This window comes from Streptomyces sp. NPDC090025 (assembly GCF_044748125.1).
Taxonomy (GTDB): Bacteria; Actinomycetota; Actinomycetes; order Streptomycetales; family Streptomycetaceae; genus Streptomyces.
Map to the genome: position 1 here is coordinate 114,338 of NZ_JBIVFL010000007.1, position 26,732 is coordinate 141,069.

The 26,732-nt window shown below is 72.6% G+C and carries 18 protein-coding genes; 9 read left to right on the forward strand and 9 right to left on the reverse strand.

From position 1 onward, the window contains the following. The first annotated feature begins 19 nt into the window (after positions 1-19). Positions 20-928 (forward strand): helix-turn-helix transcriptional regulator, encoded by a 909-nt coding sequence (locus ACIPXM_RS18435; protein ID WP_401656918.1) that lies wholly within the window; start codon positions 20-22, stop codon positions 926-928. Here ACIPXM_RS18435 and ACIPXM_RS18440 read toward each other — a convergent pair. Beyond that, entirely contained in the window at positions 889-2,352 is a 1,464-nt protein-coding gene (locus tag ACIPXM_RS18440) for an MFS transporter (protein ID WP_401656435.1), read from the reverse strand. The two genes, ACIPXM_RS18435 and ACIPXM_RS18440, sit on opposite strands and share 40 nt — an antisense overlap. Positions 2,353-2,404: 52 nt before the next feature. Here ACIPXM_RS18440 and dusB point away from each other — a divergent pair, with 52 nt between their 5' ends. From dusB to ACIPXM_RS18470, 6 genes are all read left to right on the forward strand, one after another. Then, positions 2,405-3,541 carry a tRNA dihydrouridine synthase DusB gene (gene dusB / locus ACIPXM_RS18445; protein ID WP_401656437.1) on the forward strand — a complete coding sequence of 379 codons (1,137 nt, stop codon included), beginning with the start codon at positions 2,405-2,407 and terminating at the stop codon, positions 3,539-3,541. 206 nt (positions 3,542-3,747) lie between these two features. Further along, on the forward strand, positions 3,748-4,968 hold the full coding sequence (locus ACIPXM_RS18450) for an alpha/beta hydrolase family protein (protein ID WP_401656439.1): 1,221 nt from the start codon (positions 3,748-3,750) through the stop codon (positions 4,966-4,968). A gap of 413 nt (positions 4,969-5,381) precedes the next feature. Further along, positions 5,382-8,093, forward strand: a complete 2,712-nt coding sequence (gene ppdK / locus ACIPXM_RS18455; protein WP_401656441.1) for a pyruvate, phosphate dikinase — start codon at positions 5,382-5,384, stop codon at positions 8,091-8,093. Between the two features lie 565 nt (positions 8,094-8,658). Next, complete coding sequence (locus tag ACIPXM_RS18460; protein ID WP_401656443.1) at positions 8,659-9,723, forward strand: ArsR/SmtB family transcription factor; 1,065 nt, start codon at positions 8,659-8,661, stop codon at positions 9,721-9,723. Between the two features lie 96 nt (positions 9,724-9,819). Beyond that, the gene (locus tag ACIPXM_RS18465; RefSeq protein ID WP_401656445.1) at positions 9,820-10,452 is read left to right on the forward strand and encodes a group III truncated hemoglobin; all 633 of its coding nucleotides are present in this window, start codon (positions 9,820-9,822) and stop codon (positions 10,450-10,452) included. Between the two features lie 173 nt (positions 10,453-10,625). Next, the gene (locus ACIPXM_RS18470; RefSeq protein ID WP_401656447.1) at positions 10,626-11,054 is read left to right on the forward strand and encodes a VOC family protein; all 429 of its coding nucleotides are present in this window, start codon (positions 10,626-10,628) and stop codon (positions 11,052-11,054) included. A 115-nt stretch (positions 11,055-11,169) separates the two neighbouring features. Here the strand turns inward: ACIPXM_RS18470 and ACIPXM_RS18475 are convergent, their stop codons facing one another. The 6 genes from ACIPXM_RS18475 to ACIPXM_RS18500 form a co-directional block, all read right to left on the reverse strand. Continuing rightward, the gene (locus ACIPXM_RS18475) at positions 11,170-11,937 is read right to left on the reverse strand and encodes an SDR family NAD(P)-dependent oxidoreductase (protein WP_401656449.1); all 768 of its coding nucleotides are present in this window, start codon (positions 11,935-11,937) and stop codon (positions 11,170-11,172) included. 86 nt (positions 11,938-12,023) lie between these two features. Then, on the reverse strand, positions 12,024-13,448 hold the full coding sequence (locus ACIPXM_RS18480) for an MFS transporter (RefSeq protein ID WP_401656451.1): 1,425 nt from the start codon (positions 13,446-13,448) through the stop codon (positions 12,024-12,026). Positions 13,449-13,566: 118 nt separating this feature from the next. Then, on the reverse strand, positions 13,567-14,151 hold the full coding sequence (locus ACIPXM_RS18485) for a TetR/AcrR family transcriptional regulator (RefSeq protein ID WP_401656453.1): 585 nt from the start codon (positions 14,149-14,151) through the stop codon (positions 13,567-13,569). Positions 14,152-14,246: 95 nt separating this feature from the next. Continuing rightward, complete coding sequence (nirD, locus tag ACIPXM_RS18490) at positions 14,247-14,603, reverse strand: nitrite reductase small subunit NirD (RefSeq protein WP_401656455.1); 357 nt, start codon at positions 14,601-14,603, stop codon at positions 14,247-14,249. Further along, complete coding sequence (gene nirB / locus ACIPXM_RS18495; protein ID WP_401656457.1) at positions 14,603-17,209, reverse strand: nitrite reductase large subunit NirB; 2,607 nt, start codon at positions 17,207-17,209, stop codon at positions 14,603-14,605. Before nirB ends, nirD begins: the two co-directional genes overlap by 1 nt. A gap of 544 nt (positions 17,210-17,753) precedes the next feature. Then, a complete protein-coding gene (locus ACIPXM_RS18500; protein WP_401656459.1) occupies positions 17,754-19,409 on the reverse strand; it encodes a GMC oxidoreductase in 1,656 nt (551 codons plus the stop codon). 347 nt (positions 19,410-19,756) lie between these two features. Between ACIPXM_RS18500 and ACIPXM_RS18505 the strand changes: the two genes are divergently transcribed. Then, positions 19,757-22,759, forward strand: coding sequence for a protease pro-enzyme activation domain-containing protein (locus tag ACIPXM_RS18505; protein WP_401656461.1), 3,003 nt, complete (start codon positions 19,757-19,759; stop codon positions 22,757-22,759). Here the strand turns inward: ACIPXM_RS18505 and ACIPXM_RS18510 are convergent. After that, positions 22,750-23,070, reverse strand: a complete 321-nt coding sequence (locus ACIPXM_RS18510; RefSeq protein WP_401656463.1) for a hypothetical protein — start codon at positions 23,068-23,070, stop codon at positions 22,750-22,752. The two genes, ACIPXM_RS18505 and ACIPXM_RS18510, sit on opposite strands and share 10 nt — an antisense overlap. Before the next feature lie 73 nt (positions 23,071-23,143). After that, on the reverse strand, positions 23,144-23,908 hold the full coding sequence (locus tag ACIPXM_RS18515; RefSeq protein WP_401656465.1) for an alpha/beta fold hydrolase: 765 nt from the start codon (positions 23,906-23,908) through the stop codon (positions 23,144-23,146). A 186-nt stretch (positions 23,909-24,094) separates the two neighbouring features. Here ACIPXM_RS18515 and ACIPXM_RS18520 point away from each other — a divergent pair, with 186 nt between their 5' ends. Continuing rightward, a complete protein-coding gene (locus ACIPXM_RS18520; protein ID WP_401656467.1) occupies positions 24,095-26,656 on the forward strand; it encodes a SpoIIE family protein phosphatase in 2,562 nt (853 codons plus the stop codon). Positions 26,657-26,732: the final 76 nt, after the last annotated feature.

Below are 26,732 nucleotides of genomic sequence, written 5' to 3' on the forward strand. Positions count from 1 at the left end.
TCCTAGGAGCATGAGCGTCATGGTGGCCGAACCCGACATCCGGCGGCACGAGCTCGCCGCCTTCCTGCGCAGCCGCCGCGAGCGGATCAGCCCCGAGCAGGTCGGGCTGCCGCGCGGCATGCGCCGCCGCACCCCCGGGCTGCGCCGCGAGGAGGTCGCCCAGCTCTCCGCCGTGGGCGTCACCTGGTACACGTGGCTGGAGCAGGCCAGACCGATCCAGGTCTCCCCGCAGGTCCTGGACGCCCTCGCGAGCGCCCTGCTGCTCGACCCCACCGAGCGCGCCCACCTCTTCTCGCTCGCCGAACAGGCCGACCCGCACCCCGACACCCCGTGCCCCACGGTCACCCCCGCCATGCGCGCCCTGCTCGACCAGCTGGAGCCGATCCCGGCCGCCGTCCAGAACGGCCGCTACGACTTCCTCGCCTACAACCGCACCTTCGGGCGGCTCTTCCGCGACCTGGACGCGCTGCCCCGCGAGGACCGCAACAGCCTCTGGCTCGCCTTCACCGACGACGCCTTCCGGTCCACCGTCGCCGACCTGCCCGAGGTCCTGAACTCGCTCGCCGGGAAGCTCCGTGCCGCCATGGCCGAGCACCTCGCCGAACCCGCCTGGAAGGCGCTCCTGCACCGGCTCCAGGAGGCGTCCCCCGAATTCCGCCGGATCTGGGCCCGGCACGACGTGGTCGACCAGTCCAGCAGGGTCAAGCTGATCGACAACGCCCTGGTCGGACTGTTGCGCCTGGAGCACAACAACCTCTGGCTCGGCCCCACCTCAGGGCCCCGGCTCGTCACCTACGTGCCCGTCGATGAGGCCAGCAGGGCCGGGGTCGAGCGCCTTCAGGGGCTGATCCTGGCCGAGGAGAGCGCTCGCCACACCGCGCATACCGGTCAGGCCGACGGAGCCCGGCCGGTCGTCGCCGTCGGCTGACGGCCGTCCTCGGCCTCAAGACGGCGGGCGGTCCGCTCCGCCGTCCGCTGCGCCCACGCCCCGCTGGTCAGCGCGCCCGCGAGCAGCACGCACAGACCGCAGCCGGTGACGATCCAGTACACCGGCTTGCTGGCGGCCACGAACCCTTCGAGGGCCGCCCCGGTCCCGCCGTGGTGGTACGCGGTCGAGGCCAGGCCCGCCGACAGCACCGCGCCCGCCACCGCGACCCCCAGCGTCTGCCCGATCTGCCGGCTGGTGGAGGCCACCGCCGCCGCCACCCCGGCCTGCGCGCGGGGCATCCCGGACACGGCGGTGTTCGTGATCGGCGCGTTCACCAGGCCGAAGCCGATGCCGAACACCACGTACCCGGTGAACAGCAGCACCGTGCTGGTCTCCGCGTGGAAGGCGGCGAACAGCAGCGCGCCGGCCGCCATCGCCGTCCCCGCGAGCAGCAGCGAGGGCCGTGGCCCGCGGGCGCCGACCAGCCGCCCCGACAGCGGCGCGAAGACGAAGGTCATCGCCGCCATCGGCAGCATGTAGAGCCCGGCGTGGAGCGCGGAGAGCCCCCGCACGTCCTGGAGGTACAGCGTGTTCATGAACAGGAACGCGCCGAGCGCGGCGAACGCGCACACCGCGATCACCGTCGCCCCGCTGAACGGCGCGCTGTGGAAGAACCGCAGGTCGATCAGGGGCTCACGGCGCCTCGGCTCGTAGACGAGCACCCCGATCAGGGCCAGCACGGCGATCCCGGCGAAGACCGGATCGGTCTCGATGATCGCGTACGTGAGCGAGCCGAGCAGCACCGTCACCAGGACCTGGCCCACCGGGTCGGGGCGCCGGGGTCGGGGCGCCCGGGACTCGGGGACGTAGCGCAGGGTCAGGACCAGGGCGGTCAGCCCGATCGGCAGATTCACCCAGAAGATCGCCCGCCAGCCCACCGACTCCACGAGCAGCCCGCCCACCAGCGGGCCCATCGCCATCGAGACACCGACCACCGCACCCCACACCCCGATCGCACGCGCGCGTGCCGCCGGTTCCGTGAAGGTGTTGGTGATGATCGACATGGCGACCGGGTTGAGCATCGAGCCGCCCACCGCCTGCACCATCCGGAACGCCACGAGGGTCTCCAGGCTGGGCGCCAGGGAGCAGAGCAGCGAACCGAGCACGAAGAGCACGAGGCCGATGGTGAAGACCTTGCGGCGGCCGATCCGGTCCGCCGTCGAGCCCGACAGCATCAGCAGCGACGCGAGCACCAGGGTGTAGGCGTCGATCGTCCACTGCAGGCCGGAGACCGAGGCGTGCAGCTCGCGCTGCATCGAGGGCAGCGCCACGTTCAGAGCCGTGTTGTCCAGGCTGACGATCAGCAGGCTCATGCAGCAGATCGCGAGGACGAGCTGCTGCCTGCGGCGGGTGAGCTCGGGCATAGCGGGATCGTACGGCTGACGAAACGGTGGTGCAGTGCGGGACAATGGGCGAATGACCGTGTTCTCTCCTCTCGCCATCGGGCCGCACATCGTGCAGCCGCCGGTGGTGCTCGCGCCGATGGCGGGCATCACCAACGCTCCCTTCCGCACCCTCTGCCGTGAGTTCTCCGGCGGCAAGGGCCTGTTCGTGAGCGAGATGATCACGACGCGGGCGCTGGTCGAGCGCAACGAGAAGACGATGCAGCTGATCCACTTCGACGCGAGCGAGAAGCCGCGGTCGATCCAGCTGTACGGCGTGGACCCGCAGACCGTCGGCAAGGCGGTCCGGATGATCGTCGACGAGGACCTGGCCGACCACATCGACCTGAACTTCGGCTGCCCGGTCCCCAAGGTGACCCGCAAGGGCGGCGGCTCCGCCCTGCCCTACAAGCGGCCGCTGCTGCGGGCGATCCTGCGCGAGGCCGTCGGCAACGCGGGCGCCCTGCCGGTCACCATGAAGATGCGCAAGGGCATCGACGACGACCACATCACCTACCTGGACGCGGGCCGGATCGCCGTCGAGGAGGGCGTCACCGCGATCGCCCTGCACGGCCGCACCACCGCGCAGCACTACGGCGGCGTCGCCGACTGGGACGCCATCGCGCGGCTCAAGGAGCACGTGCCGGAGATCCCGGTGCTCGGCAACGGGGACATCTGGTCGGCCGACGACGCGCTGCGGATGATGCGGGAGACCGGCTGCGACGGCGTCGTCGTGGGCCGCGGCTGCCTCGGCCGCCCCTGGCTCTTCGGCGACCTGGTCGCGGCCTTCGAAGGTACGGGCGACTACGCCGAGCCCGGGCTCCGCACGGTCGCGGACGTGATGGTGCGGCACGCCCGGCTGCTCGGCGAGTGGATCGGCGACGAGGCACGCGGTGTCATCGACTTCCGCAAGCACGTGGCCTGGTACCTGAAGGGCTTCTCGGTCGGCTCCGAGATGCGCAAGCGGCTCGCCATCACCTCGTCCCTGGACGAACTCTCCGCTCAGTTGAGCGAGCTCGACCTGGACCAGTCGTGGCCGACCGGCGCGGACGGGCCGCGCGGCCGCACCTCCGGGAACAACCGGGTCGTGCTGCCGGACGGCTGGCTGAAGGACCCGTACGACTGCGCCGGGGTCAGCGAGGAAGCCGAGCTGGACACCTCCGGCGGCTGAGCCGGTACGGGCCGGGGGCCGGGCCCGGGCCGAGGCCGGGGCGGGGCGGGGCGCCGGGGTCACCCCTGGGTTGTCACCCTGGGGTGTACAGCGGGGTCGCGGATTGTCACCTGTGGGCCAATGGCACGGCCGGTCGCTCTGCGTAGTTTTGGATCCCAGGTCGTGACGCACCGTCGCGACACGGAACCCGATCCGAGGACACGTACATGCGACGCACCCTGCCGGCCGCCGCGGCCCTGGCCCTCACCGCGACGATCACCGCACTGCTCCCCACCGTCTCCGCCCACGCGCAGACCGGAAGCCCGGCCGCACAGCCCGTCCAGGCCGCGGCCTCCGCGGTCACGCCGGGCGTCCCGGCGGCCGAAGGGCACGAGCTGCCCGCGCCCACCGGGCGGCTGCCGACAGGGGTGACCACCCTCCATCTGACCGACCGGGACCGGCCCGACCCCTGGGTGCCGGAGGAGCGCCGGGAGTTGATGGTGTCGCTCTGGTACCCGGCGGTGCTGCCGTCCGCGATCCGGGCCCCGTACATGTCGGAGGCGGAATCGAAGGTCTACGTCGAGTCGATCCTGCGGGACATGAACGGCGGGGAACTGCCCGCAGACCCGCCGCTCCCGATGGACCTCTTCCACACCGTGCGCACCCACTCCACGGTCGACGCCCTGCCGCTGCCCACCCCGCGCGGGCTGCCCCTGGTCATACTCTCGCCCGGGTTCGGGATGCCCCGGGCGACGCTCACCGGTCTGGCGGAGGAGCTGGCCTCGCGGGGCTACGCGGTGGCGGCGGTGGGCCACAACCACGAAGCGCACGGCACCGGCCTCCCGGACCGGACCACCGACTGCGTGCCCTGTGCCCGGCCGGACTTCCCGAAGGTCGGCGCGGTGCGGGCCGAGGACGTGTCGTTCGTGCTGGACGAGCTGACCGCACGGGGCCGGACGCCGGGGCGCGGGGTGCGGCTCGACGCCGGGCGGGTGGCCATGGTCGGGCACTCGGCCGGAGGGTTCAGCACCATACCGGCGATGCTCCGGGACGCCCGGATCAAGGCCGCCGTCGACATGGACGGCAACTTCCACTTCCCCAACGACACGCCCCTGGACCGCCCGCTGCTGCTCCTCGGCAGGCCGAGCCACGTCCCGGGCGGCCCCGACACCAGCTGGGACCGGGACTGGCCCGAATTCACTGGCTGGAAGCGGTGGCTGACCGTCGACGCGACCGCTCATCTGTCCTTCACCGACATGGCGCCGCTCGGCAAGAGCGTGGGCATACCGATGCAGCCGATGGACGGCGACCGGGCCGACCGGGTGGTGCGGGCGTATGTCGGGGCGTTCCTGGACACCCACCTCAGGGGCCGTCCCTCGGCCCTGCTCGACGGTCCCGACCCGCGCTTTCCCGAGGTGCGTTTCCATCGGTCCGAGGGAGCTTCCTGAGGGCGCGACCAGCCCCGAAACGTGCTCATCTGAGCAGGGCGTCGGTCCGGATCGTGGAAACGGGGTCTTCTCGAGCGAGTGATTCTCGCCACCCTTGATAGGGGTGCTGCTCAGATGAGCAGTTTCCGGACCCTTCTCCCGCTTGAAGGGTGGCACGGAGTGCCATGCAATTTGCTTTCAAGAGTTGAACACAACTGCTCGATTGTGCGCTCATGTGAGCGGCGAATGCCTCCATTGGGTCAAGCGGTCTTCGGGGTCTGAAAGCGGAAGCTACTCGACAGTTACTTTCGATGTGCTGGCGGACGGGTGGTTAAGACCGAGTGACCGGTAGGCGTACCTCCCCAGACGCCTTCGATCTGGGTATGTTCCTCGCCGTCAGGGCAGCCAACCGAGTCGTCGAGGAGTCGGGACCCGTGTCGGAAAACAATGATCAGAAGTTCGTGTACGACTTCACCGAGGGCAACAAGGACCTGAAGGACCTGCTCGGTGGCAAGGGTGCGAACCTGGCCGAGATGACCAACCTCGGTCTCCCGGTTCCCCCCGGCTTCACGATCACGACCGAGGCGTGCAAGACGTACCTCGACAGCGGTTCCGAGCCGGCCGCGCTCCGCGACGAGGTCAGCGCGCACCTCGACGCCCTGGAGCGGCGGATGGGCAAGAAGCTCGGCCAGGCGGACAACCCGCTGCTGGTCTCCGTCCGTTCCGGCGCCAAGTTCTCGATGCCCGGCATGATGGACACCGTCCTCAACATCGGCCTGTCCGACGCCTCCGTGCTCGGCCTCGCCGCCCAGGCGGACAACGAGCGCTTCGCCTGGGACTCGTACCGCCGGCTCATCCAGATGTTCGGCAAGACCGTCCTCGGTGTGGAGGGCGAGCACTTCGAGGACGCCCTCGACGCCGCCAAGGACGCCAAGAAGGTCACCAGCGACACCGACCTCGACGCCGCCGACCTCAAGACGCTGGTCGAGAAGTTCAAGGCGATCGTGAAGGCCGACACCGGCCGGGACTTCCCGCAGGACCCGCGGGAGCAGATGGATCTGGCCATCAAGGCCGTGTTCGACTCCTGGAACGGCGACCGCGCCAAGCTCTACCGCCGACAGGAGCGCATCCCGCACGACCTCGGCACCGCGGTCAACGTCTGCTCCATGGTCTTCGGCAACCTCGGGCCCGACTCGGGCACCGGCGTCGCCTTCACCCGCGACCCCGCCTCCGGCCACCAGGGCGTCTACGGCGACTACCTGCAGAACGCGCAGGGCGAGGACGTCGTCGCCGGTATCCGCAACACCGTGCCGCTCGCCGAGCTCGAGTCCATCGACAAGGCGTCGTACGACCAGCTGATGCAGATCATGGAAACCCTCGAGACGCACTACAAGGACCTGTGCGACATCGAGTTCACCATCGAGCGCGGCCAGCTGTGGATGCTGCAGACCCGGGTCGGCAAGCGCACCGCCGGTGCCGCCTTCCGGATCGCCACCCAGCTCGTCGACCAGGGGCTGATCGACGAGGCCGAGGCCCTGCAGCGGGTCAACGGCGCGCAGCTCGCCCAGCTGATGTTCCCGAAGTTCGACGAGCACGCCAAGGTCGAGCAGCTCGGCCGCGGCATCGCCGCCTCGCCGGGCGCCGCCGTCGGCAAGGCCGTCTTCGACTCGTACACCGCGGTCAAGTGGTCCCGGTCCGGCGAGAAGGTCATCCTGATCCGCCGCGAGACCAACCCCGACGACCTGGACGGCATGATCGCCGCCGAGGGCATCCTCACCTCCCGCGGCGGCAAGACCTCGCACGCCGCCGTCGTCGCCCGCGGCATGGGCAAGACCTGTGTCTGCGGCGCCGAGGAGCTCGAGGTCGACACCAAGCGCCGCCGGATGACCACCGCCTCCGGCGTGGTCATCGAGGAGGGTGACGTCGTCTCCATCGACGGCTCCACCGGCAAGGTGTACATCGGCGAGGTACCCGTCGTACCGTCCCCGGTCGTCGAGTACTTCGAGGGCCGGATGCACGCCGGGGCCGACGACGCCGACGAGCTGGTGCAGGCCGTCCACCGGATCATGGCCTACGCCGACCGGGTCCGCCGCCTGCGGGTCCGCGCCAACGCCGACAACGCCGAGGACGCCGCCCGCGCCCGCCGCTTCGGCGCCCAGGGCATCGGCCTGTGCCGCACCGAGCACATGTTCCTCGGCGAGCGCCGCCAGTACGTCGAGCGGCTGATCCTCGCCGACACCGACGAGGAGCGCGAGGAGTCGCTGAAGGCGCTGCTGCCGCTGCAGAAGAAGGACTTCGTCGAGCTGTTCGAGGCGATGGACGGACTCCCGGTCACCGTCCGCCTGCTCGACCCGCCGCTGCACGAGTTCCTGCCCGACATCACCGAGCTCTCGGTGCGCGTCGCGCTCGCCGAGGCCCGCAAGGAGCCGCACGAGAACGACCTGCGGCTGCTCCAGGCCGTGCACCGGCTGCACGAGCAGAACCCGATGCTGGGTCTGCGTGGCGTCCGGCTCGGCCTGGTCATCCCCGGTCTGTTCACCATGCAGGTCCGCGCCATCGCCGAGGCCGCCGCGCTGCGCGTCGACGCCAAGGGCGACCCGCGCGCCGAGATCATGATCCCGCTGGTCGGCACGGTCCAGGAGCTGGAGCTGGTCCGCGAGGACGCCGAGAAGGTCATCGCGGAGGTCCAGGCGGAGACCGGCGTCGAGCTGACGCTGGCCCTCGGCACCATGATCGAGCTGCCCCGCGCCGCGGTGACCGCCGGTCAGATCGCCGAGGCCGCCGAGTTCTTCTCCTTCGGCACCAACGACCTCACCCAGACGGTCTGGGGCTTCTCCCGGGACGACGTGGAGGCCAGCTTCTTCACCGCGTACCTGGAGAAGGGCATCTTCGGCGTCAGCCCGTTCGAGACCATCGACAAGGACGGCGTCGGCGCCCTCGTCCGCCAGGCCGTCGAGGCCGGCCGGGCCACCCGCCCCGACATCAAGCTCGGCGTCTGCGGCGAGCACGGCGGCGACCCGGAGTCCGTGCACTTCTTCCACGAGGTCGGCCTGGACTACGTGTCCTGCTCGCCGTTCCGGATCCCGGTGGCGCGGCTGGAGGCCGGTCGCGCGGCGGCCGGTTCGAAGGGCAGCGACAGCCGCTGATCACCGCGGCCCGGTGTTCGCACAGCGAACACCGGGCGAAGACCACCGGAGCCGTCGTTCGTCCCCGACCCTCATACCGATGGACGGCGGCTCCGGTTCGCAGGAGAACGGGGCGGACACCTTGTGCGGAGGTGTCCGCCCCGTCGTATTTCGTCCCCCGGGCACTGTTGCATGATCGTTGGGGAAATGTGAGTTCCTGTTCAACTCGCCGATCGAAGCCGCCGGATTGACCCATCGAATTATTGGTCGTTGAACATTCCGAACTTTCGCAAAGAATGAGACGGGCGCGACCCCCGGATCCCCACCCGGAGGCCGCGCCCATTACTCTTGCCGGGCAGGTGAGCCGCAACCCTCGCCGACCGCCGCCGGACGCGCCAAAGCCCCCCACGGTCTTCGCCGCGTCACCTCGGTCCTGAAGGTTTCCCGCCCGACGGAGGACAGCTTTTCGGTTTCCGGCCGTTCGCCGCGAGGCTTTTCAAGTGTGGCTGAAACACCCTGGTAACGTGCAGTGATGGTGTGCATACTCGTCGTCGGGGGTGGTTGCGAGTGCACAGGTGGGGGTTCCATGCTGCGGATTCATTTCACCGGAAACGACTTGGCGGGCGTGCGGATGGCCGCCCAGCCGGATGTTCTGTGGGAAACGATTCTCAGTTTTCACCGTTTACGGGACCGGCGCGGCTCCGTCATCTACGGAGAATGGCGGTCCGAAGCGCGTATACGACTGGGCGGCGAGACCCGCATGCTCGCGGCGCTCGTCCCGAGCCGCGGCTATTTCCCCGACTTCCTCACCCCGCCCCAGGGCATCCTCGGCCTCGACGAGGGGCTTGACGCGATCCGGGCGACCCCGGAGGAGCGACTGCGCACCGAGCTCTCGCTGATCGGCGCCGTCCGCTCCGGACGCCCCGCCGTCCCCTCCGCCCTGCGGACCCTCGCCGACGGCGGCACCGCCGGCACCGCGTCCCTCGGCCGCCTCCTCACCGCCCTCGGCGCCTACCACCGGTCGGCCGTCGAACCGTACTGGTCCCACATCCAGGCCCGCGTCGAGGCCGACCGGGCCCGCCGCGGCCGCGCTCTCCTCGACGGCGGCGCCGACGAACTCCTCGCCTCCCTGCCGCCGATGCTGCGCTGGCGCAGCCCCGTCCTGGAAGCCGACTACCCGGTCGACCGGGACGTGTGGCTGGACGGACGCGGACTGCTGCTCCAGCCCTCGTTCTTCTGCCGGGGCACCCCCGTCGTGCTCCGCGACCCCGAACTCCCGCCGGTCCTCGTCTACCCGATCACCCACTGCGAGGCGCCGACCGTGCGCGCCCCCGGCCTCCCGTCGCTCGCCAAACTCGTCGGCCACACCCGCTCGGCCGTCCTCGACGCCATCGGCGACGGCGGCACCACCAGCGAACTCGCCCGCCGGGCCGGAGTGTCGCTCGCCTCCGCCAGCCAGCACGCGGGCGTCCTGCGCGACGCGGGACTCGTGGCCACGCTGCGCACCGGCAACGCCGTCCTGCACACCCTGACGCCGCTGGGCGCCGCCCTCCTGGGCCGCGGCGGCACCCAGGGCCGCGCCGAACCGAGCCGCTGCTACGCGCACGCCGCGCCCGCCGCGCACGCCAGGAACGGACCTGTGACCTCGTAGCGGGGAGCCGAGAGCAGGGAGCCGGGAGCCGGGAGCAGGGCACCGGGGGACCTTCGGCACTGGGGGAGGGGGCCGGACGGGGGCAGGCTGAGAGGCATGCGTGCCACCCCCGCCGACCCGTCCGACCGCGCCTCCGCCGACCGAACCGACCGAACCGACCGAACCGACCGAGCCGAGAGCGCCGACCGAGCCGATCGAACCGAGGGCGTCGACCGAGCCGAGGGCGCCGAGGGCGCCGAGCGGATCGAGGGCGCCGTCGGCGCCGGGCGCGGGCTGCCCGATGTCGGGTCCCGCGCCGATCTCGACACCGTCCTGCGGCGGTTCTACGGGGCCGCCTTCGACGACCCGCTCATCGGGCCGTTCTTCACCGAGATCGCCGGCACCGACCTGGAGGTCCATCTGCCGCGCATCACGGACTTCTGGGAGCGCGCCCTGTTCCGTACCGCGGAGTACCGACGCGACGCCTTCGCGCCGCACGCCGTCCTGCACGCGGCACGGCCGCTCACCGCCGCCCACTTCGGGCGCTGGGTGCAGCTCTGGCACGCCACCCTCGACGGCCGCCACCAGGGCCCGCTCGCCGACCGCGCCAAGGCGCAGGGCGAGCGGATCGCCCTCGCCATGCTCAAGCGCCTCGGCGGGCGCGCCGCCGACACCGCCGCGCCCGCCGGGACCGGCGGCAGCGGCGGCTTCGTGCCGCTCGCCGCGCTCACCCTGCGCTCCGCCGCCTGACGCGCGAGAATCGCCGAGGGCTCGCAAGCCCCCAGGGCGATCCGCGAGCATTCGAAAGATTTTCGAAGAGACGTCCGATCGGCCGATGAGTTCCGGGCGGCCCGCCCGTCTGTACTCACGAAAGCGCCGACACCGCGGGTGACGGAACGACGAACGACGGAAGTGAGTACGCCATGGCTCCGCAGATGATCTTCGTGAACCTGCCGGTGAAGGACCTGGACGCCAGCAAGCGCTTCTACGAGCAGCTCGGCTACACGATCAACCCGCAGTTCAGCGACGAGACCGCCGCCTGCGTCGTGATCAGCGAGACGATCTTCGCGATGCTCCTCACCGAGGAGAAGTTCCTGACCTTCACCGCGCCCGGCAAGCAGATCTCCGACGCCACCAAGAACACCGAGGTGCTGATCACGCTGAGCGCCGAGAGCCGTGAGAAGGCCGACGAGCTCGCCGAGCGGGCGCTGGCCGCCGGTGGCAGCCCGGCCAAGGAGACGATGGACCTCGGCTTCATGTACGGGCGTTCCTTCGCCGACCTGGACGGCCACCACTGGGAGGTCTTCTGGATGGACCCGGCCGCCGCGCAGGGCGAGGCGCCGCAGGGCTGAACCGCCCCACGGCGCCCCGGCGCCCCCGGCGCCGCGCCCCCGGGTCACTGTCTCCGGGCCAGTGTCCCCGGGTCACTGTCTCCGGGCCAGTGTCCCCGGGTCAGTGCCTCCGGGCTCAGGCGGAGACGCCGCCGTCGATCACCAGGTCGGTGCCGACGGCGGAGCCCGCCGCGTCCGACGCCAGGTACAGCACCGCCGCGGCCACCTCCGCAGCCGAGGAGATCCGGCCGAGCGGCGACTGCTCCTTCATCCGGACCGCCCGCTCCGCCTCCGTCTCGCCCGGGTGGAGCGACATCGTGGACTCCGAGGCCCCCGGGCTCACCGCGTTGATCCGGATCCCCTCCGCGATGTGGTCGAGGGCGGCGGCCCGGGTGAGCGCGGACACCGCCGCCTTGGAGACCTGGTAGCCGAAGACGCCCGGGACGCGGACGTGGGCACCGAGGTTGGACGCGACGTTGACGATCGCCCCGCCGCCGTGGCCGCGCATGTGGGCGATCTCCGCCTGGAGGGCGTGCAGGACCCCGGTGACGTTGATGTCGAGCAGCGTCTGCCAGTCGTCGAGCGGGAAGTCGGCGGCGCTGTGGCCGCCCCGGAAGACCCCCGCGTTGTTGACGGCCACGTCGAGCCCGCCGAACTCCGCCACGGTCGCGCCGACCAGCCGGTGCGTGTCCGCCGCGTCGGCGACGTCGGCGGTGAAGGCGCGGGCGGTGCCGCCCGCCGCCTCGATCAGGGCCACCGTCTCGTCGAGGGTCGCCGCGGTACGGCCGGCCACGGCCACCCGGGCCCCCTCGGCGGCGAACTCCTGGGCGATGACACGGCCGAGCCCGGAACCGGCCCCGGTGACGAGGACGACGCGGTCGGTGAAGCGCTGGGGCTGGGACATTGTGAACTCCTTGAGCAGGGTGATCATGAGAATCGGTGGGTCTGGTGGGTCTGGTGGGTGCGGGGGGCTGCGGGGTCGCTGGGTGATCAGCGGGTACGGGCGGACCTGAGCGCCGGTACGGCCAGGGCGGCGAACGCGGCGGCCGTCGCCGCGAGCGAGGCGCCGTCCGAACCGAGCGTCAGGACGGCGGCGAAGACCACGGTCGGCCCGAGCTCCATCGCGGTGTTCAGGACCCCGCCCGCCAGCCCCGCCCGCTCCGGCGGCACCCCGTCGGTGATCAGCACGCCCGCCCCGGCGAAGGACAGCGCGGCACCCGCCGGGAGCAGGAGCAGGCCGGGGAGCAGCCCGTACGCGTACGGCGTCGCCGGATCGAAACCGGTGGCCGCGAGCAGCGCCAGGCCGAGCGCCCCGGTGCCGAGCCCCGCGGCGGTCGTGCGCCCGGCCCCGTACCGCTGGATCAGGGGTCCGGCGAACCGGCCCGAACCGACCAGGACGACCGCGAAGGGCACGAACGCGCCCGAGGTCAGCAGGGCGGACCAGCCGCGGTCCTGCTGGAGGGCGAGCGAGAGGAGCACGAAGACCGAGGCGGTGCCGGAGGCGCTGATCGCGACGGCGGCGAGACCGACGGCCCGGCGGCCGTCGCGGAGGAAGCCCGGCGGCAGCAGCGGATCGGCGGCGCGCCGCTCGACCAGCCCGAACCCGGCGAGCAGCAGCAGTCCGAGGAGCAGCGGGACCAGGACGGCGGGGGAGCCCCAGGACTCGGCGTCGGTGAGCACGAGACCGTAACTGGCCAGCGTGATGCCGCCGGTGGCGAGCAGCGCACCCGGCAGGTCGAGCCCGCGCCCGCCCGGGGTCGCGGGGGTGGTGGGCAGGAGGCGCGGGGCCAGGGTGAGCGCGAGCAGCGCGACGACGACCGGGACGGCGAAGCTCCAGCGCCAGGAGACGACGGCCGAGATCACCCCGGAGAGCAGATTGCCCGCCGTCGCGCCGAGCACCGAGAGGCCGCCCCAGGTGGCCATGGCCCTGCCGTACGCGGCGGGCGCCGGGTACAGGGCCCGCAGCACCGCCATCCCGGCGGGCGCGACCAGCGCGGCCCCCACGCCCTGCGCGAACCGGGCGGTGAGCAGCGCCTCGTACCCGGGGGCGAGCGGCGCGAGCGCGGAGGCGGCGCCGAAGACCACGAGCCCGGCGGTCAGGGCCCGGCGCCCGCCGAACCGGTCCGCGATCCGGCCGCCGAACAGCAGCAGGCCCGCGAAGGTCAGTCCGTAGGCAGCGCTCAGGAGGATGAGGTCGGCCCGGTCCAGGCCGAGTTCGGCGCCGATCCGGGGGAGCGGCACCGCGAGCGACGCCAGCGTGAAGATCAGCGTCATCTGGACGGCGCCGAGCAGCGCGAAGCCGCGGACGGGAGAGGCGGGTGAGGCGGTGCCGCCTTCTGCGGGTCTCGTGGGCGTGGCTGTGGCTGTAGCTGTAGCTGTAGCTGAAGGCGCGGGTGCGGGTGCGGGCGCGGTCATGGAGTCCCCCTAGATCTAGACCGATCGTTCTCGAATAAGGGCCGAAAGGAGGGGCACCGTGAGGTGCCCCTGAAAACGGAAGCGCGTGGGTGGTTCAGTGAGTGGCTCAGTGGGTGGTTCAGTCGAGCAGGGTCAGCGCCTGCTCCGCCGCGTCCTGGACCAGCGCCGGGTTGCTGGACGCCTTGCCCACCACCCGTACGCCCTGCAGGACGACGAGCAGCAGCCGGGCCAGCGCCCGCGGGTCGCGGTCCTCGGGCAGCTCGCCCTGGGCCCTGGCCCTGACCAGGGAGCTGTGGAGCAGCGTCTCCACGTACTCCCAGCTCAGCTCCACCCGGCGGGCCACGGCCGGGTCGCGGGCGGCGAGTTCGGCGGCCGAGTTGGTGATCAGGCAGCCGCTCCTGCGGGTCTCCTCGGCCGCCGCCTGTCCCGCGTACCTCCGCACCAGGGCGCGCACGCCCGGCAGGGCGGGCCCCGGCGCGGACAGCTCCTCCATCAGGGCCGGGTCGCGGCTCTCCAGGTAGCGCTCGACGGCCCGCATGTAGAGCTCGTGCTTGCTGCCGAAGGTGGCGTAGACGCTGGCGCGGGCGATGCCGAGGTGGGCCACGAGGTCGGCCATCGAGGTCGCCTCGTAGCCCCGCGCCCAGAACAGCTCGAGAGCTGCGTCCAGCGCGGCGTCGGGATCGAATTCCTTGGTCCTGGCCACGGAAGGACTGTAAGCCTTTCCAGACCGATCGGTCAAGAATGATCGGTCAAGATTCATCGGCCATGAGCCACCGGCCCTGATTCACCGGTCAAGAATCAGGAGGTGGTCGTTCTGACCGGATAGACCGTCAGCGTCACGTCGTCCGCGTCCAGGCACCGGCCCGTCGCCAGATCGAAGCGCTGCTTCAGGAGCGGCGACGCCACGAACGGCCGACCCTCCGCCGAGCCCATCAGGCCGCGGGACAGCACCTGCGCCCCCGTGAACGGGTCGCGGTTGTCGATCGCGTACGCGCGGCCCGCCCGGTCCCGGAACACCGCCGCCTGGCGTCCGTCCGGCAGCAGCGCCGCCACGCCCCGGCCGGGCGTCAGCCGCCGCGCCTCGCAGACCGGCAGCCAGGTGCCGTCGGCCGGGGACAGTTCGAGCGCCGGCTGCGCCGACAGGTCGTGAGGCATCACTGCAGGACTCCTTCGCGGGTGCCGATGGTCAGGACCGTCAGGTCCGGCTTGATCTGGTCGCGCTCCGGCACGAACCGCACCGACGGGTCCGGCGCGTCCGGCGCGTTGACGAAGGACACGAACCGCCGCAGCCGGTCCGGGTCGTCCAGGGTCGCCGCCCACTCGTCCTGGTACCCGGCGACGTGCGCCGCCATCAGCGCCTCCAGCTCCTCGCACAGCCCCAGCGAGTCGCGGACCACCACCTCGCGCAGATGGTCGAGCCCGCCGTCCAGCCGCTCCAGCCACACCGAGGTGCGCTCCAGCCGGTCCGCCGTGCGGATGTAGAACATCAGGAACCGGTCGATCAGCCGGATCAGTTCGGCGTCCGACAGGTCCTGCGCCAGCAGATCGGCGTGCCGCGGGGTCGCGCCGCCGTTGCCGCCGACGTACAGGTTCCAGCCGTTGGCGGTGGCGATCACCCCGAAGTCCTTGCTCTGCGCCTCCGCGCACTCCCGCGCGCAGCCCGACACCGCCGACTTCAGCTTGTGCGGGGCGCGCAGCCCCCGGTAGCGCAGTTCGAGCCGGATCGCCATCCGCACCGAGTCCTGCACCCCGAACCGGCACCAGGTCTGCCCCACGCAGGACTTCACCGTGCGCAGCGCCTTCCCGTACGCGTGCCCCGACTCGAAGCCCGCGTCCACCAGGCGGGTCCAGATGCCGGGCAGCTGGTCCACCCGGGCGCCGAACAGGTCGATCCGCTGACCGCCGGTGATCTTCGTGTAGAGCCCGAAGTCACGGGCCACCTCGCCGATCACGATCAGCTTCTCCGGGGTGATCTCGCCGCCCGGGATGCGTGGCACCACCGAGTACGAGCCGTTGCGCTGCATGTTGGCGAGGAAGTGGTCGTTGGTGTCCTGCAGCGCCGCCTGCTCGCCGTCCAGGATGTAGCCGTCCGCGCCGATCGCGGGCGCCAGCGACGCCAGGATCGACCCCACCGTCGGCTTGCACACCTCGCAGCCCTCGCCGCCCTTCGCCGCCGGGCGCCCGTGCGAGTCGAGCAGCGCCGCGAAGCTCGTCACCCGCAGCGTGCGGGCGATCTCGTACAACTCGCTCCTGCTGTACGGGAAGCAGCCGCACAGGCCCTGGTCCGCCGCGTCCCCGGCCGGCAGCAGCTTCTCGATCACCTTCACGCAACTGCCGCAGCCGGTCCCCGCCTTGGTGCACTTCTTCACCTCGGACAGCGTCGCGCACTGCGCGATCGTGTGCTTGGTGACGTTGTGGCAGGAGCAGATGACGGCGTCGTCCGGCAGCGCCGCGGGACCCAGCGCCACCGGCGCGCCGACCCCCGCGGGCAGCACCAGCTGCTCGGCCGGGACCGGCAGCCTGCCGCCCGTCAGCGGGCGCAGCAGGCCGTACGCATCGGCCTCGCCGACCAGCACACCGCCGAGGAGCACGCCCTCGGCCGTCATCACGAGCTTCTTGTAGACGCCCGAGCGGGAGTCGGAGTAGACCACGTCGAGACAGTCGTCGGCGGTGCCGTGGGCGTCGCCGAACGAGGCGACGTCGACGCCGAGCAGTTTGAGCTTGGTGGAGGTGTCGGCGCCCGTGAAGGTGGGTGCGGGCCCAGGGAGCGGGGTGGCGGTCCGCGCCGCCCCGGCGATCGCCGCCGCCGCCGTCTGCGCCATCTCGTAGCCCGGCGCCACCAGGCCGTACACCCGGCCGTCCACCGCCAGCGCGCACTCGCCGATCGCGAACACCGCCGGATCGGCCGTACGGCACCGCTCGTCCACCGTGATCCCGCCGCGCTCGCCCACCGGCAGCCCGCAGTCCCTGGCCAGCTGGTCCCGGGGGCGTACCCCCGCCGAGAACACCACCAGATCCGTGGCGAGTTCGGAACCGTCCGACAGGCGCATCCCCGTCACCGCGCCGTTCTCCGTCAGGACCTCCTGCGTGCCGGTCCCCGTGTGCACCGTCAGGCCCATCCGCTCGATGGTCCGCAGCAGCGCCGCGCCACCGCCCTCGTCGACCTGCACCGGCATCAGACGCGGCGCGAACTCCACCACATGGGTGTCGAGTTCCAGGCCCTTCAACGCCCCCGCGGCCTCCAGGCCGAGCAGCCCGCCGCCGACCACCGCGCCGGTCGTCGCCGTCCTCGCGTACTCCTCGATCGCGAGCAGGTCCTCGATCGTCCGGTACACGAAGCAGCCCCGGGCGTCCCGGCCCGGCACCGGCGGCACGAACGGGTACGAGCCGGTGGCCAGTACCAGCGTGTCGTAGGCCAGTACCTCCCCGCTGCTCGTGGTGACCGTACGGGCCGCCCGGTCGACGGCCTGTGCCGCCTCGCCCAGGCGCAGCTCGAGGCCGTGCCGGGCCATGAAGTCCGGCTCGGGAAGCGTCAGTTCTTCCGGGGTGCGGCCGGAGAAGTACGAGGTGAGCTGGACCCGGTCGTAGGCCGGCCGCGGCTCCTCGCAGAGCACCACGACCCGGGCCCACGCGGTGACGCCCCGCTCCGCGAGCGCCTCCAGGAAGCGCTGGCCGACCATGCCGTGGCCGACCAGGAGGACGGTCGGCCGGGCGGGCGTGGTGGTGGCGGGCGTGGGGAGGGCGGTGGGGGTGGCCGTCATCTCAGGAGCCTCCGTCGTGGGTGAGCAGGTGGAGCGGCGGGGTGGTGTCGGGGAGGGGTTCGTCGCTCTCCCAGGCGTGGGCGAGGGCGCCGATGGCGGCGAGGTCGCCGAGGAGGACGCCGCCGACGAGGTGGTCGTCGCGGAGGACGAGCTTGCGGTAGGTGGGGTGGTGGGGGTGGGAGTGGTCGGTGAGGTGGATGACGTCGTCGCCGGGGGTGGGGGTGGTGCGGCCGAAGGTGGCGAGGTCGAGGGCGGTGGTGGCGGTGCGGGTGGCGCTGGCGGTGCTGGTGCTGGTGCTGGTGCTGGTGAGCGTGAGGCGGGTGAGGGCGCGGGTGCCGGTGTAGCGGGGGCGCGGGCCCGGGGACGGGGCGGGGGACGGGGCGGGGTGGGGGGTGGGTCCGGGGGGGGGGGGGGGGGGGGGGGGGGGGGGGCGGGGGGGCGCCCCCCCCCCCCCCCCCCCCCTCCGTGCGGGGTGTGCGCCGTTTCGCTCGGCGGTGGTGCGGGGGCCGACGGTTCACCTCTCAGTGGTTCACATGCCGGCGGTTCACATGTCGGTGGCGATGATCTTCTCGATGTTGCGCTCGGCGAGCGCGGTGATGGTGACGAACGGGTTGACGCTGGTGCTGCCGGGGATCAGCGCGCCGTCGATGACGTACAGGCCGTTGTAGCCGCTCAGCCTGCCGTAGTTGTCGGTGGCCTCGCCGAGGACGGCGCCGCCGAGCGGGTGGTACGTGAGGTGGTCGCCCCAGATCTTGTACGCGCCGAAGAGGTCGGTCCGGTAGATCGTCCCCTCCTTGGAGTTGATCTTGTCGAAGATGGTCTTGGCCGCGTCGATGGAGGTCTGCTTCCAGGCGCGGTCCCAGTTGAGGTCGACGCGTCCGGCGGCGGCGTTCCAGTTGAACTCGGCCCGGTGCGGGGTCCTGGTGATGGAGAGGTAGAAGGACGCGTAGGTCTCGATGCCGGTGGGCAGCGGGGCGACCTCGGCGAAGGCTCCGCCGGCGTCCCAGTTGTCGATGCCCGCGGTGGGCATCGAGGACTGCAGCTTGCCGGTGGCGTCCCACATGTGGTTGGCCCGGCCGCACATGACGTTTCCGTTGTCGCCCCAGTTCTTGCCGACCCGGTCGTTGAGGGCGGGGAGCGCCCCGGTGGCCCGGAGCTTGGTGAGCAGCTTGCTGGTGCCGACGCTGCCCGCGGCGAAGAAGACCTTGTCGGCGGTGACGGTCTTGGTCTCGACGGTGGTGCCGGTGGTGTCGATCCGCTCGATGACGACGGTGTAGCCGCCACCGGCGGCGGGGGTGACGGTGGTGACCTTGTGGAGCGGCGAGATGGCGACCCGGCCGGTCTCGGCGGCGCGGGCGAGGTAGGTCTTCTGCAGGCTCTTCTTGCCGTGGTTGTTGCCGTAGATGACCTCGGCGTCCAGGGCGGACTTGGGTACGGCCCCGGCGGCCTCCTGCTTCATGTAGTCCCAGTCGTAGACGTTGGGCACGAAGACGAAGGGGAACCCGGAGCGCTGGGCGTGCTTGCGGCCGACGCGCGCGTACTGGTAGCAGTCGGCGCTCTCCCACCAGGACTGGTCCACGGCGGTGACGCCGAGTCCGGTGTTGGCGCGCGGGTAGTAGGTCGCGTACATCTCGGCGGGGTCGACGGTCGGCAGCAGCGTCGGGAAGATCTCCCGGCGCGGGGTGACCGCCATGCCGCCGTTGACGAGCGAGCCGCCGCCGACGCCGCGGCCCTGGTAGACGGTGATGCCCGCGAAGTCCTCGGCGTCGAGGATGCCGGTGTAGCGCGGCACGTCCTTGTCGAGCGGGAAGCCGAGGAAGTTGCTGAGTGGCTGCTTGGTCCGGGTGCGTAGCCAGAACGAGCGGTAGTCGGGCTTGGTGGTGTTGGCGAAGATCTTGCCGTCGGAGCCCGCGGTGTCCCAGGCCATGCCCATCTCGATCATGTGGACGTCGATCCCGGCCTGGGCGAGCCGGAGCGCGGCGACCGAGCCGCCGTAGCCACTGCCGACGACGAGCGCGGGAACCCGGGCGCCGTTGGGGATGGGCGCGCAGACGGCGTTGGCTTCGGCGGGGGTTGCGGCGCTGGCCACCGTGGTGTTTCCGGCGAGCGCCAGGGCGCCAAGAATGGAACCCGTTCCAGTGACGAACCGACGACGGCTCAGACCGCTGGAAGCCGAGGCTGAAAAGGATCTGTCAGTCACGTGATGTTCCTCACCCTAGGAGTGAATGGGAACACGTTCTACTGGTGCGTTCCTGCGAAGTCACGAGAAACCGCCGGGTAACTTACGGCTGAAAAGCGGCGTTTGCGATCACGGCCGGAGTGCGGACATCGACCCCCGACTGTCGAACGCCGATGCGTTCCTGATAAATGTTCACGTCTGGTCGTCGCCTCGCCGCCTCCGCGCGCGCGGACCGGACCGGGGGGGTTCCACGCCGTACGGGCTCGCGCGCTGCCGCGCCGCGCCCTCGTCACGCCTGCGCTTCGCCCTGCCCGGCCGTCCGCCGCCCCTGGCCGGGTGCGACGCGGAACGTGAGAGGGAGCGTGTCCATGGGCCGAACCGCCCGTCACAAGGCAGTCCGATGGGGCGCGGGGGTGGTCGCCGCGCTGGCCGTCGCCGCGGCCGCCGTACCGGCCTCGGCCGCGACGTCAGGCGTGCCGTCGACGCGGTCCGCGGACCCCGGTCCGCAGCGGGTCGGCCCGGCGCCCGAGGCGCCCGAGGGCGCGGTCCGCACGGCCGATCCGGCGCCCGGCCAGAAGCTCGGCCTGAGTGTCGTCCTGGCGCCCCGCGACCCGGCCGGGCTCGAACGGTTCGTCACCGAGGTCTCCACGCCCGGCTCCCCGCGCTACCGCGACTACCTCGGTACGGGCGAGTTCGCCAAGGTCTTCGGCGCCGAACCCGGCACCGTCGCGCGGGTCCGTGCCGAACTCACCGCCAAGGGCCTGACCGTGGGCCCGCTGGACGCGGACGGCCTGACGCTGCCGGTCACCACCACCGTGGCCGGTGCGGCCGATGCCTTCGCCACCGGCTTCGACGGCTACCGGATGCCCGACGGCAAGGCCGGGGTCCTCAACACCCGTGCCCCCGCCTTCGACGGGCGGGTCGCGGGCGCGGTGCGCGCGGTGGTCGGGCTCGACACGCTGACCTCGGCGCAGCCGCGGAACTCCGGGATGCGGGGCAGGACCGTGCCGTACTCCGCCGCCGCGCCGGGTGGGGCACAGTCACGGCTCACCGGCGTGACGCCGGGGCTGTGTGCCGGCCTCAAGGACGTGCTCACCCGGGCCGGCCAGGTCGACGGCAGGGACTACTGGAGCGCCCGCGCCCTGGCCGCGCAGTACAACATGGCGAACCAGCCCAACGTGCAGAACGGCACCACCGTCGCGATCTACTCGCTGGAGAACTACGACCCGCGCGCCATCGCGGAGTACCAGCGCTGCCACGGCACCAAGGTGCCGGTGAGCTCGGTCCGGGTGAACGGCGGACCGACCACGCCGGCGGGCAAGGGGGTCGGTGAGGAGACCGCCCTCGACGTGGAGACCGTCATCGGTCTCGCGCCGCAGTCGAAGATCATCGTCTACCAGGGCAAGAACACCTGGGACGAAGGCACCGCCACCTACCGCCGGATCGTCAACGAGAACCGGGCCAAGGTCGTCTCGGTGAGCTGGGGCCTCTGTGAGATCCACACGCCCGAGGCCACCAGGGCCGCCCAGAACCTGATCTTCCAGCAGGCCGCAGCGCAGGGCCAGAGCATCGTCGTCGCCTCCGGCGACATGGGTTCGACCGGCTGCTACCAGCCGGTCGACGAGAACGGCACGCCGGACAAGGAGGTGCCCGACCAGGACCAGCTGGTCGTGGACTTCCCGTCCGCCTCGCCGTACGTGCTCGCCGTCGGCGGCACCACCATGCGCGGCCGGGTGGCCGACCAGACCACCTGGCTCGGTTCCGGCGGCGGTGTCTCCCGGGGGTACTCCGTGCCCACCTCGGGCTTCCAGACCGGGCGGACCGGTGCGGGTTACGGCGACGCCTGCAAGGCCGCGGCGGACACGGCCTGCCGCCAGGTGCCGGACGTGGCGGCCGTCGCCGACCCCGACACCGGCTATCTGATAGCCACCAGCGACGGCTGGGGCGTGATCGGCGGCACCAGCGGCGCCGCGCCGCTGTGGGCCGCGCTCCTCGCGCAGGCGAACCAGGACCTCGCCTGCCAGGCCAACGGCCCGGTCGGCGACGTGCACCGCGCGCTGTACCAGCTGCCGCCGACGGCGTTCCGTGACGTCACCTCCGGCAACAACAACCTCACCCTGTCCGGAAATCACAGCGGCCTCTACGAGGCGGGCGCGGGGTACGACCTCGCCACCGGCCTCGGCACGCCGAACGGGCGCGCGATCGTGTCCGGCCTGTGCCAGGCCGTCGCTCCGTCGGGCGCGAACACCTTCAAGGCGCTCACGCCGAACCGGGCCCTCGACACCCGGTACGGCCTCGGCCGCCCCGGCACCGCTCCGGTGGGCGCCTCGGGCACGGTCAGGCTCAAGGTGACCGGTACCGGCCTCGTCCCGAAGACCGGCGTCAGCGCCGTCGTCATGAACGTCACCGCCACCGCGCCCAGCGGCCCCGGCTTCCTGATCGCCTACCCGAGCGGCACCACCCGTCCGGCCTCGTCGAACATGAACTGGCTGAAGGGCGAGACGGTCGCCAATCTGGTGACGGTCCCGGTCGGCAAGGACGGCTCGGTCGACCTGTTCAACGCCGGTGGCAGCACCGCCCATCTGATCGCCGACATCTCCGGCTACTTCTCGGCCGAGGCGGACGGCAGCACGTACGTCCCCCAGGGCCCCGCGCGCGTCCTCGACACCCGGTACGGCACCGGCCGCCCCGGCACCCAGCCGGTCGCGGGCAAGGGCACCGTGTCCCTGAGGATCGCGGGCGCCGGCGGCGTCCCGGAGACCGGTGCGACGGCCGTGGTCCTCAACGTCACCGCCACGGCGCCCACGTCGCCCGGGCACCTCATCACGTACCCGGGCGGCAGCGTTCGGCCGACCGTGTCGAACATCAACTGGCTCGCCGGCCAGACCCGGCCGAACGCGGTCGTGCTCCCGATCGGCCCGGACGGCACCGTGAACCTGTACAACGCGGGCGGTGGCACGGTGCACTTCGTGGCCGATGTGTTCGGCTACTACACCGCTGGTGCCGAGGGCGGCAGCTTCCACCCGGCGGGCCCGGCCCGGCTGCTTGACACCCGGTACGCGCTGGGCACCACCGGCACCGCCCCGCTCAAGGGCGGCACCAGTCTGGCGCTCAGCCTGGACGACGGGCACACCCTGGCCAAGGCCAAGGCGGTCGTCCTCAACGTCACGACCACCGAACCCAGCTCGGCCGGCTTCCTGACGGTGTGGCCGGACGGCACGGAGCTGCCGAACGCGTCCAACCTCAACTGGACGAGGGGGCGGACGACGGCGAACCTCGTCACCGTCCCCGTGGTCAACGGAAAGATCGCCTTCCGGCCGAACGCCGGAACGGTGCACGTGATCGCCGACCTGTTCGGCTACTACTCCTGATCGTGGGAGCCCTCGGGCCCCGTCCCCGCCGCGCGAGCGCCGGGGGCGGGGCCCTCGGCGTCCCCGGCCGACGAGGTGAGCCCGGCGACCAGCAGTCCGGCGAGCCCGGCCCAGGCCAGCGCGCCCGCCCCGGCCGCCCGCCAGCCCGGTCCGGCCAGGAGCAGCGCGGCGAGCGCTCCGGCGGCGAGCGCCCGGGGGTCGCGGGTGAAGGCGAGCGTACGGCGCGCGCTGCCGGGCGCCGCGTGCTCGCGCAGGGCGAGACGGCAGACCAGGAGTGCGGCCGCGATCGCCGCCGTCAGGGCCAGGATCATCGCGTGCCGCCTCCCGCCGGGTCCGTCCGGGTCGTCGGGGACCAGTGTGGCGCGCGCGGGGTGCGGACGCGCGTCAGGCGGCGAGGAAGGCTTCGATCGCGTCGGCGAGCGCCTTGGGTGCCTCCTCGGGTGCGTAGTGGCCCGCGTCGGGCAGGACCGCGAGCCGGGCGTTGGGGTACCAGCGCAGCCAGGTGGACTCCATGGCCTCCGCGCCGAGCGCCGGGTCGTGGGCGCCGACCACGAGGAGCACCGGCGCGGGGTTGTCCCGGACCCGCTCGTGGAAGTCGGCGCGGGACCAGGAGTCCAGGTAGGCGCGGAAGGCGGTGGCGGACGAGCGGGACAGCGAGCGCTCGACGAGGGTGGCCAGCCAGGTGTCGTCGTGCCGGCCGCCGGTGGTGGTGTCGATGATGGCGCGGCGGTTGGCGGGTTCGTCGGCGGCTCCGGCGAACAGCGCCCAGGTGTCCTCGTCGAGCGGGAACCCGGCCGCCGAGACGGCCGAGATGCCGACGATCGAGCGCACCCGTTCGGGTGCGTCCAGGAGCATGAGCTGGGCGGCCTTGCCGCCCATGGAGTGGCCGACGACGGAGAAGGTGTCCCAGCCGAGGTCGTCGGCGACGGCGAGGGCGTCGGCGGCGACCTCCTCCATCGTGTAGGCCCCGTCGGCGTCGATGGCCTCCCCGTAGCCCCGGCAGTCCAGGAAGGCGTAGCTGCCGGCCCGGTCGTCGAGGTGCTCGCGCAGCGGCGCGAAGGAGGTCCGGTCGCCGAACCAGTTGTGCAGCACCAGCGCGCGGTGCGGCCCGCTGCCCTGTACGTCGTACGGAAGAACCCGCCCGGTCATCCTGCCCCCTGGTCACGATGGGTACGGCGGCGCACGCCCGGCGCGACCGCCTTCGAACTCTCGGACGAGTCTCGCGAGCGGTGCGGGGTGGGGTCAATGCCCCTGGAGAGTGGTGAGAAGGGGCGGGTCACGGGGTAGCGGCCGAAAACGCGGGGCCGCCGGGTCCGGGCTCCGGGAGGGCTCCGGATGCGTGGGCGTTCCGGGCGGGAGCATGCTGGCTGTGTGAGCTCGTACGGCGCGGCAGGCCCGGCCCCGTCGGCCGGGACGGGACCGCCCGGGTCGGCGGCCCGGACCGCCGGGTGGGCTTCGGACGCGCTGGCGGTGGTGCTGTCGGAGTCGGTGCTGCGGGCCGTGGAGGCGGCCGGGGGCTACGCGGGCGGGGTCTATCTGAGGTCGGGCACCACGGGGCTGCTGCGCCTCGCGGTGCTCGCGGGACTGCCGGGGCCGCTGTTCCGCCCGTGGTGGCGGATGCACGCGAATCGTCCGTTCCCGGTGGCCGAGGCGCACCGCTCGGGCCAGCCGGTCCATCTCGGCGACGTCGAGGAGTCGATGCGGCAGTTCCCGCAGCTGGTGGCGAGCCTGCCGTTCCCGTTCGCCTCGCTCTACACCCCGGTGGTGAGCGGCCGGGAGCGGTTCGGGGTGCTCGTCGTGCTGCGGGCGCCGACGCCCGGGGTGCCGGTGCACGGCCAGGACCGCAACCGGATGCTCCAGGAGGCCCGGCGGCTCGGCGGCACGCTCGCCGCGCTCGCCGCGCACGGCACCCGGGTGGAGTGGCCGGGCGAGCCGGTGTCGGTGCAGCTGCCGAGCCGGACCGGGCCGCCGGTGCGGATCGGCTACTTCGACTGGGATCTGGACACCGGCGCGGTCACGGCGGACGCCGGGCTGCGCGACATCCTCGGCGAGGCGGCGCCCTCGCCGTGGACGGTCGAGGCGCTCACCGCCCGGCTGGTGCCCGAGGACGCCTACGCGCTCGGCGCGCTGGCCCGCCAGGCCACCGGGTCGGGGGCGCCCGCGGCGCGCCGGATCCGGCTCAAGGGGCCGGACGGCGGCCTGCACCTCCTTGAGGTGACCGCCCGGCCGATCGGCGCCGGTCAGGACCGGCATGTGCTGACCGGCTCGCTCGTCGACCTCGGCACCGGGCTGCTCGGTTCGGACGCCACCGACCGGCTGCCCCGGGCGATCCTGGCGATCGACCGGCTGGGGCGGATCACCTATGTCAACGAGCGCACCGAGGCGTTGCTCGGGCTGTCGCGCGCCGCGCTGGCCGGGCGGCTGCTGTGGGACGCGGTGCCCTGGTTCGCGCACCCGTACCACGAGGAGCAGTTGCGCGGGGCGCTGCTCTCGGACCAGCCGATCCACTTCCTTGCGCATCCGGGGCGCGGTGAGTGGCTGTCGGTGTCCCTGTTCCCGGGGCGGGACGGGGTCACGCTGGTGCTGGTGCCGGAGAGCGATCCGGCGGCAGCGGCGGACGGGCCGCGGACGGCCTCGGGGCGGGACGCCACCGGTCTCTCGTCGCCGGAGGGGCGGGCGGCCGCCCTGTACCGTCCGGTGGCCCTGGCGATCGCGCTGTCCGAGGCGGTGACGGCCCGCCAGGTGTCGGCGGTGGTCACCGAGGAGCTGCTGCCCGCCTTCGGCGGGCGGCAGCTGGCGATCTATCTGCTGAGCGAGCGGCATCTGTATCTGGCGTGGGAGACCGGCTTCCCACCGGGTTTCCTCGAACCGTTCGACGGGGTCGCGCTCGACGCGCGCGTGCCGGGCGTCGAGACGCTGACGACGGGCCGTCCGCTGTTCTTCGAGTCGATGGACCAGCTGGGCGCGGCGTATCCGAGTCTGCCGCTGGACGCGCACCGGGGCGCGCGGGCGTTCCTGCCGTTGATCGCCTCGGGGCGGCCGGTGGGTTCCTGCATCCTGGGCTTCGACGAGCCGCGCGGGTTCACCGCCGAGGAGCGGACGGTGCTGACCGCCCTGGCGGGCCTGATCGCGCAGGCCCTGGAGCGGGCGCAGCGCTACGACACCGAGTCGGCGCTGGCGCGCGGGCTGCAGGACGCGCTGCTGCCGCACCGGCTGCCGGTGTACCCGGGCGTGGACACGGTCGGCCGGTATCTGCCCGGCACCCAGGGCATGGATGTCGGCGGTGACTGGTACGACGTGGTGGAGACGGGGCGCGGGCGGCTCGCCCTGGTCATCGGCGACGTCCAGGGGCACGGGGTGGCGGCGGCCGCGACGATGGGCCAGTTGCGCAGTGCGGTACGGGCGTTCGCGCTCAGCGGGCACCGGCCGCAGGACGTGGTGCGGGGCACCAACCGGCTGCTGATCGACCTGGACCCGGGGCAGTTCGCGAGCTGTTGCTACGTGGTCCTCGACCCGCTCTCGGGCGAGCTGCAGGCGGCGCGCGCGGGCCATCCGCAGCCACTGCTGCGGCGGGCGGACGGGAGCACGGAGGTGGTGGAACTGGCGGGCGGGGTGGTGCTGGGCGTCGACGACACGGCGAGCTATCCGGTGACGCGGCTGCGCCTTGCGCCGGGCGAGGTCCTCGCGCTGTTCACGGACGGTCTGGTGGAGCGGCCGGGCATCGACATCGACGAGGGCGTCGAGGAGCTCCGTCGTACCTTCGCGTCGACCGGCCGGGCACCGCTCGCGGACACCGCGGACCGGCTGATCCGGGAGGCGCGGCGGGCCACCGACCGGCCCGACGACATCGCGCTGCTGCTCGCGGCCCGGTGGGACGAGCAGCGGCCGGCCGGGTGAGCGGGCACCGTGGCCCGGCGGGCGGGGTGTCACCCGGTCGGACGTGCGGCGCTGGTCGGGCGGGCGGTGTCCGTGG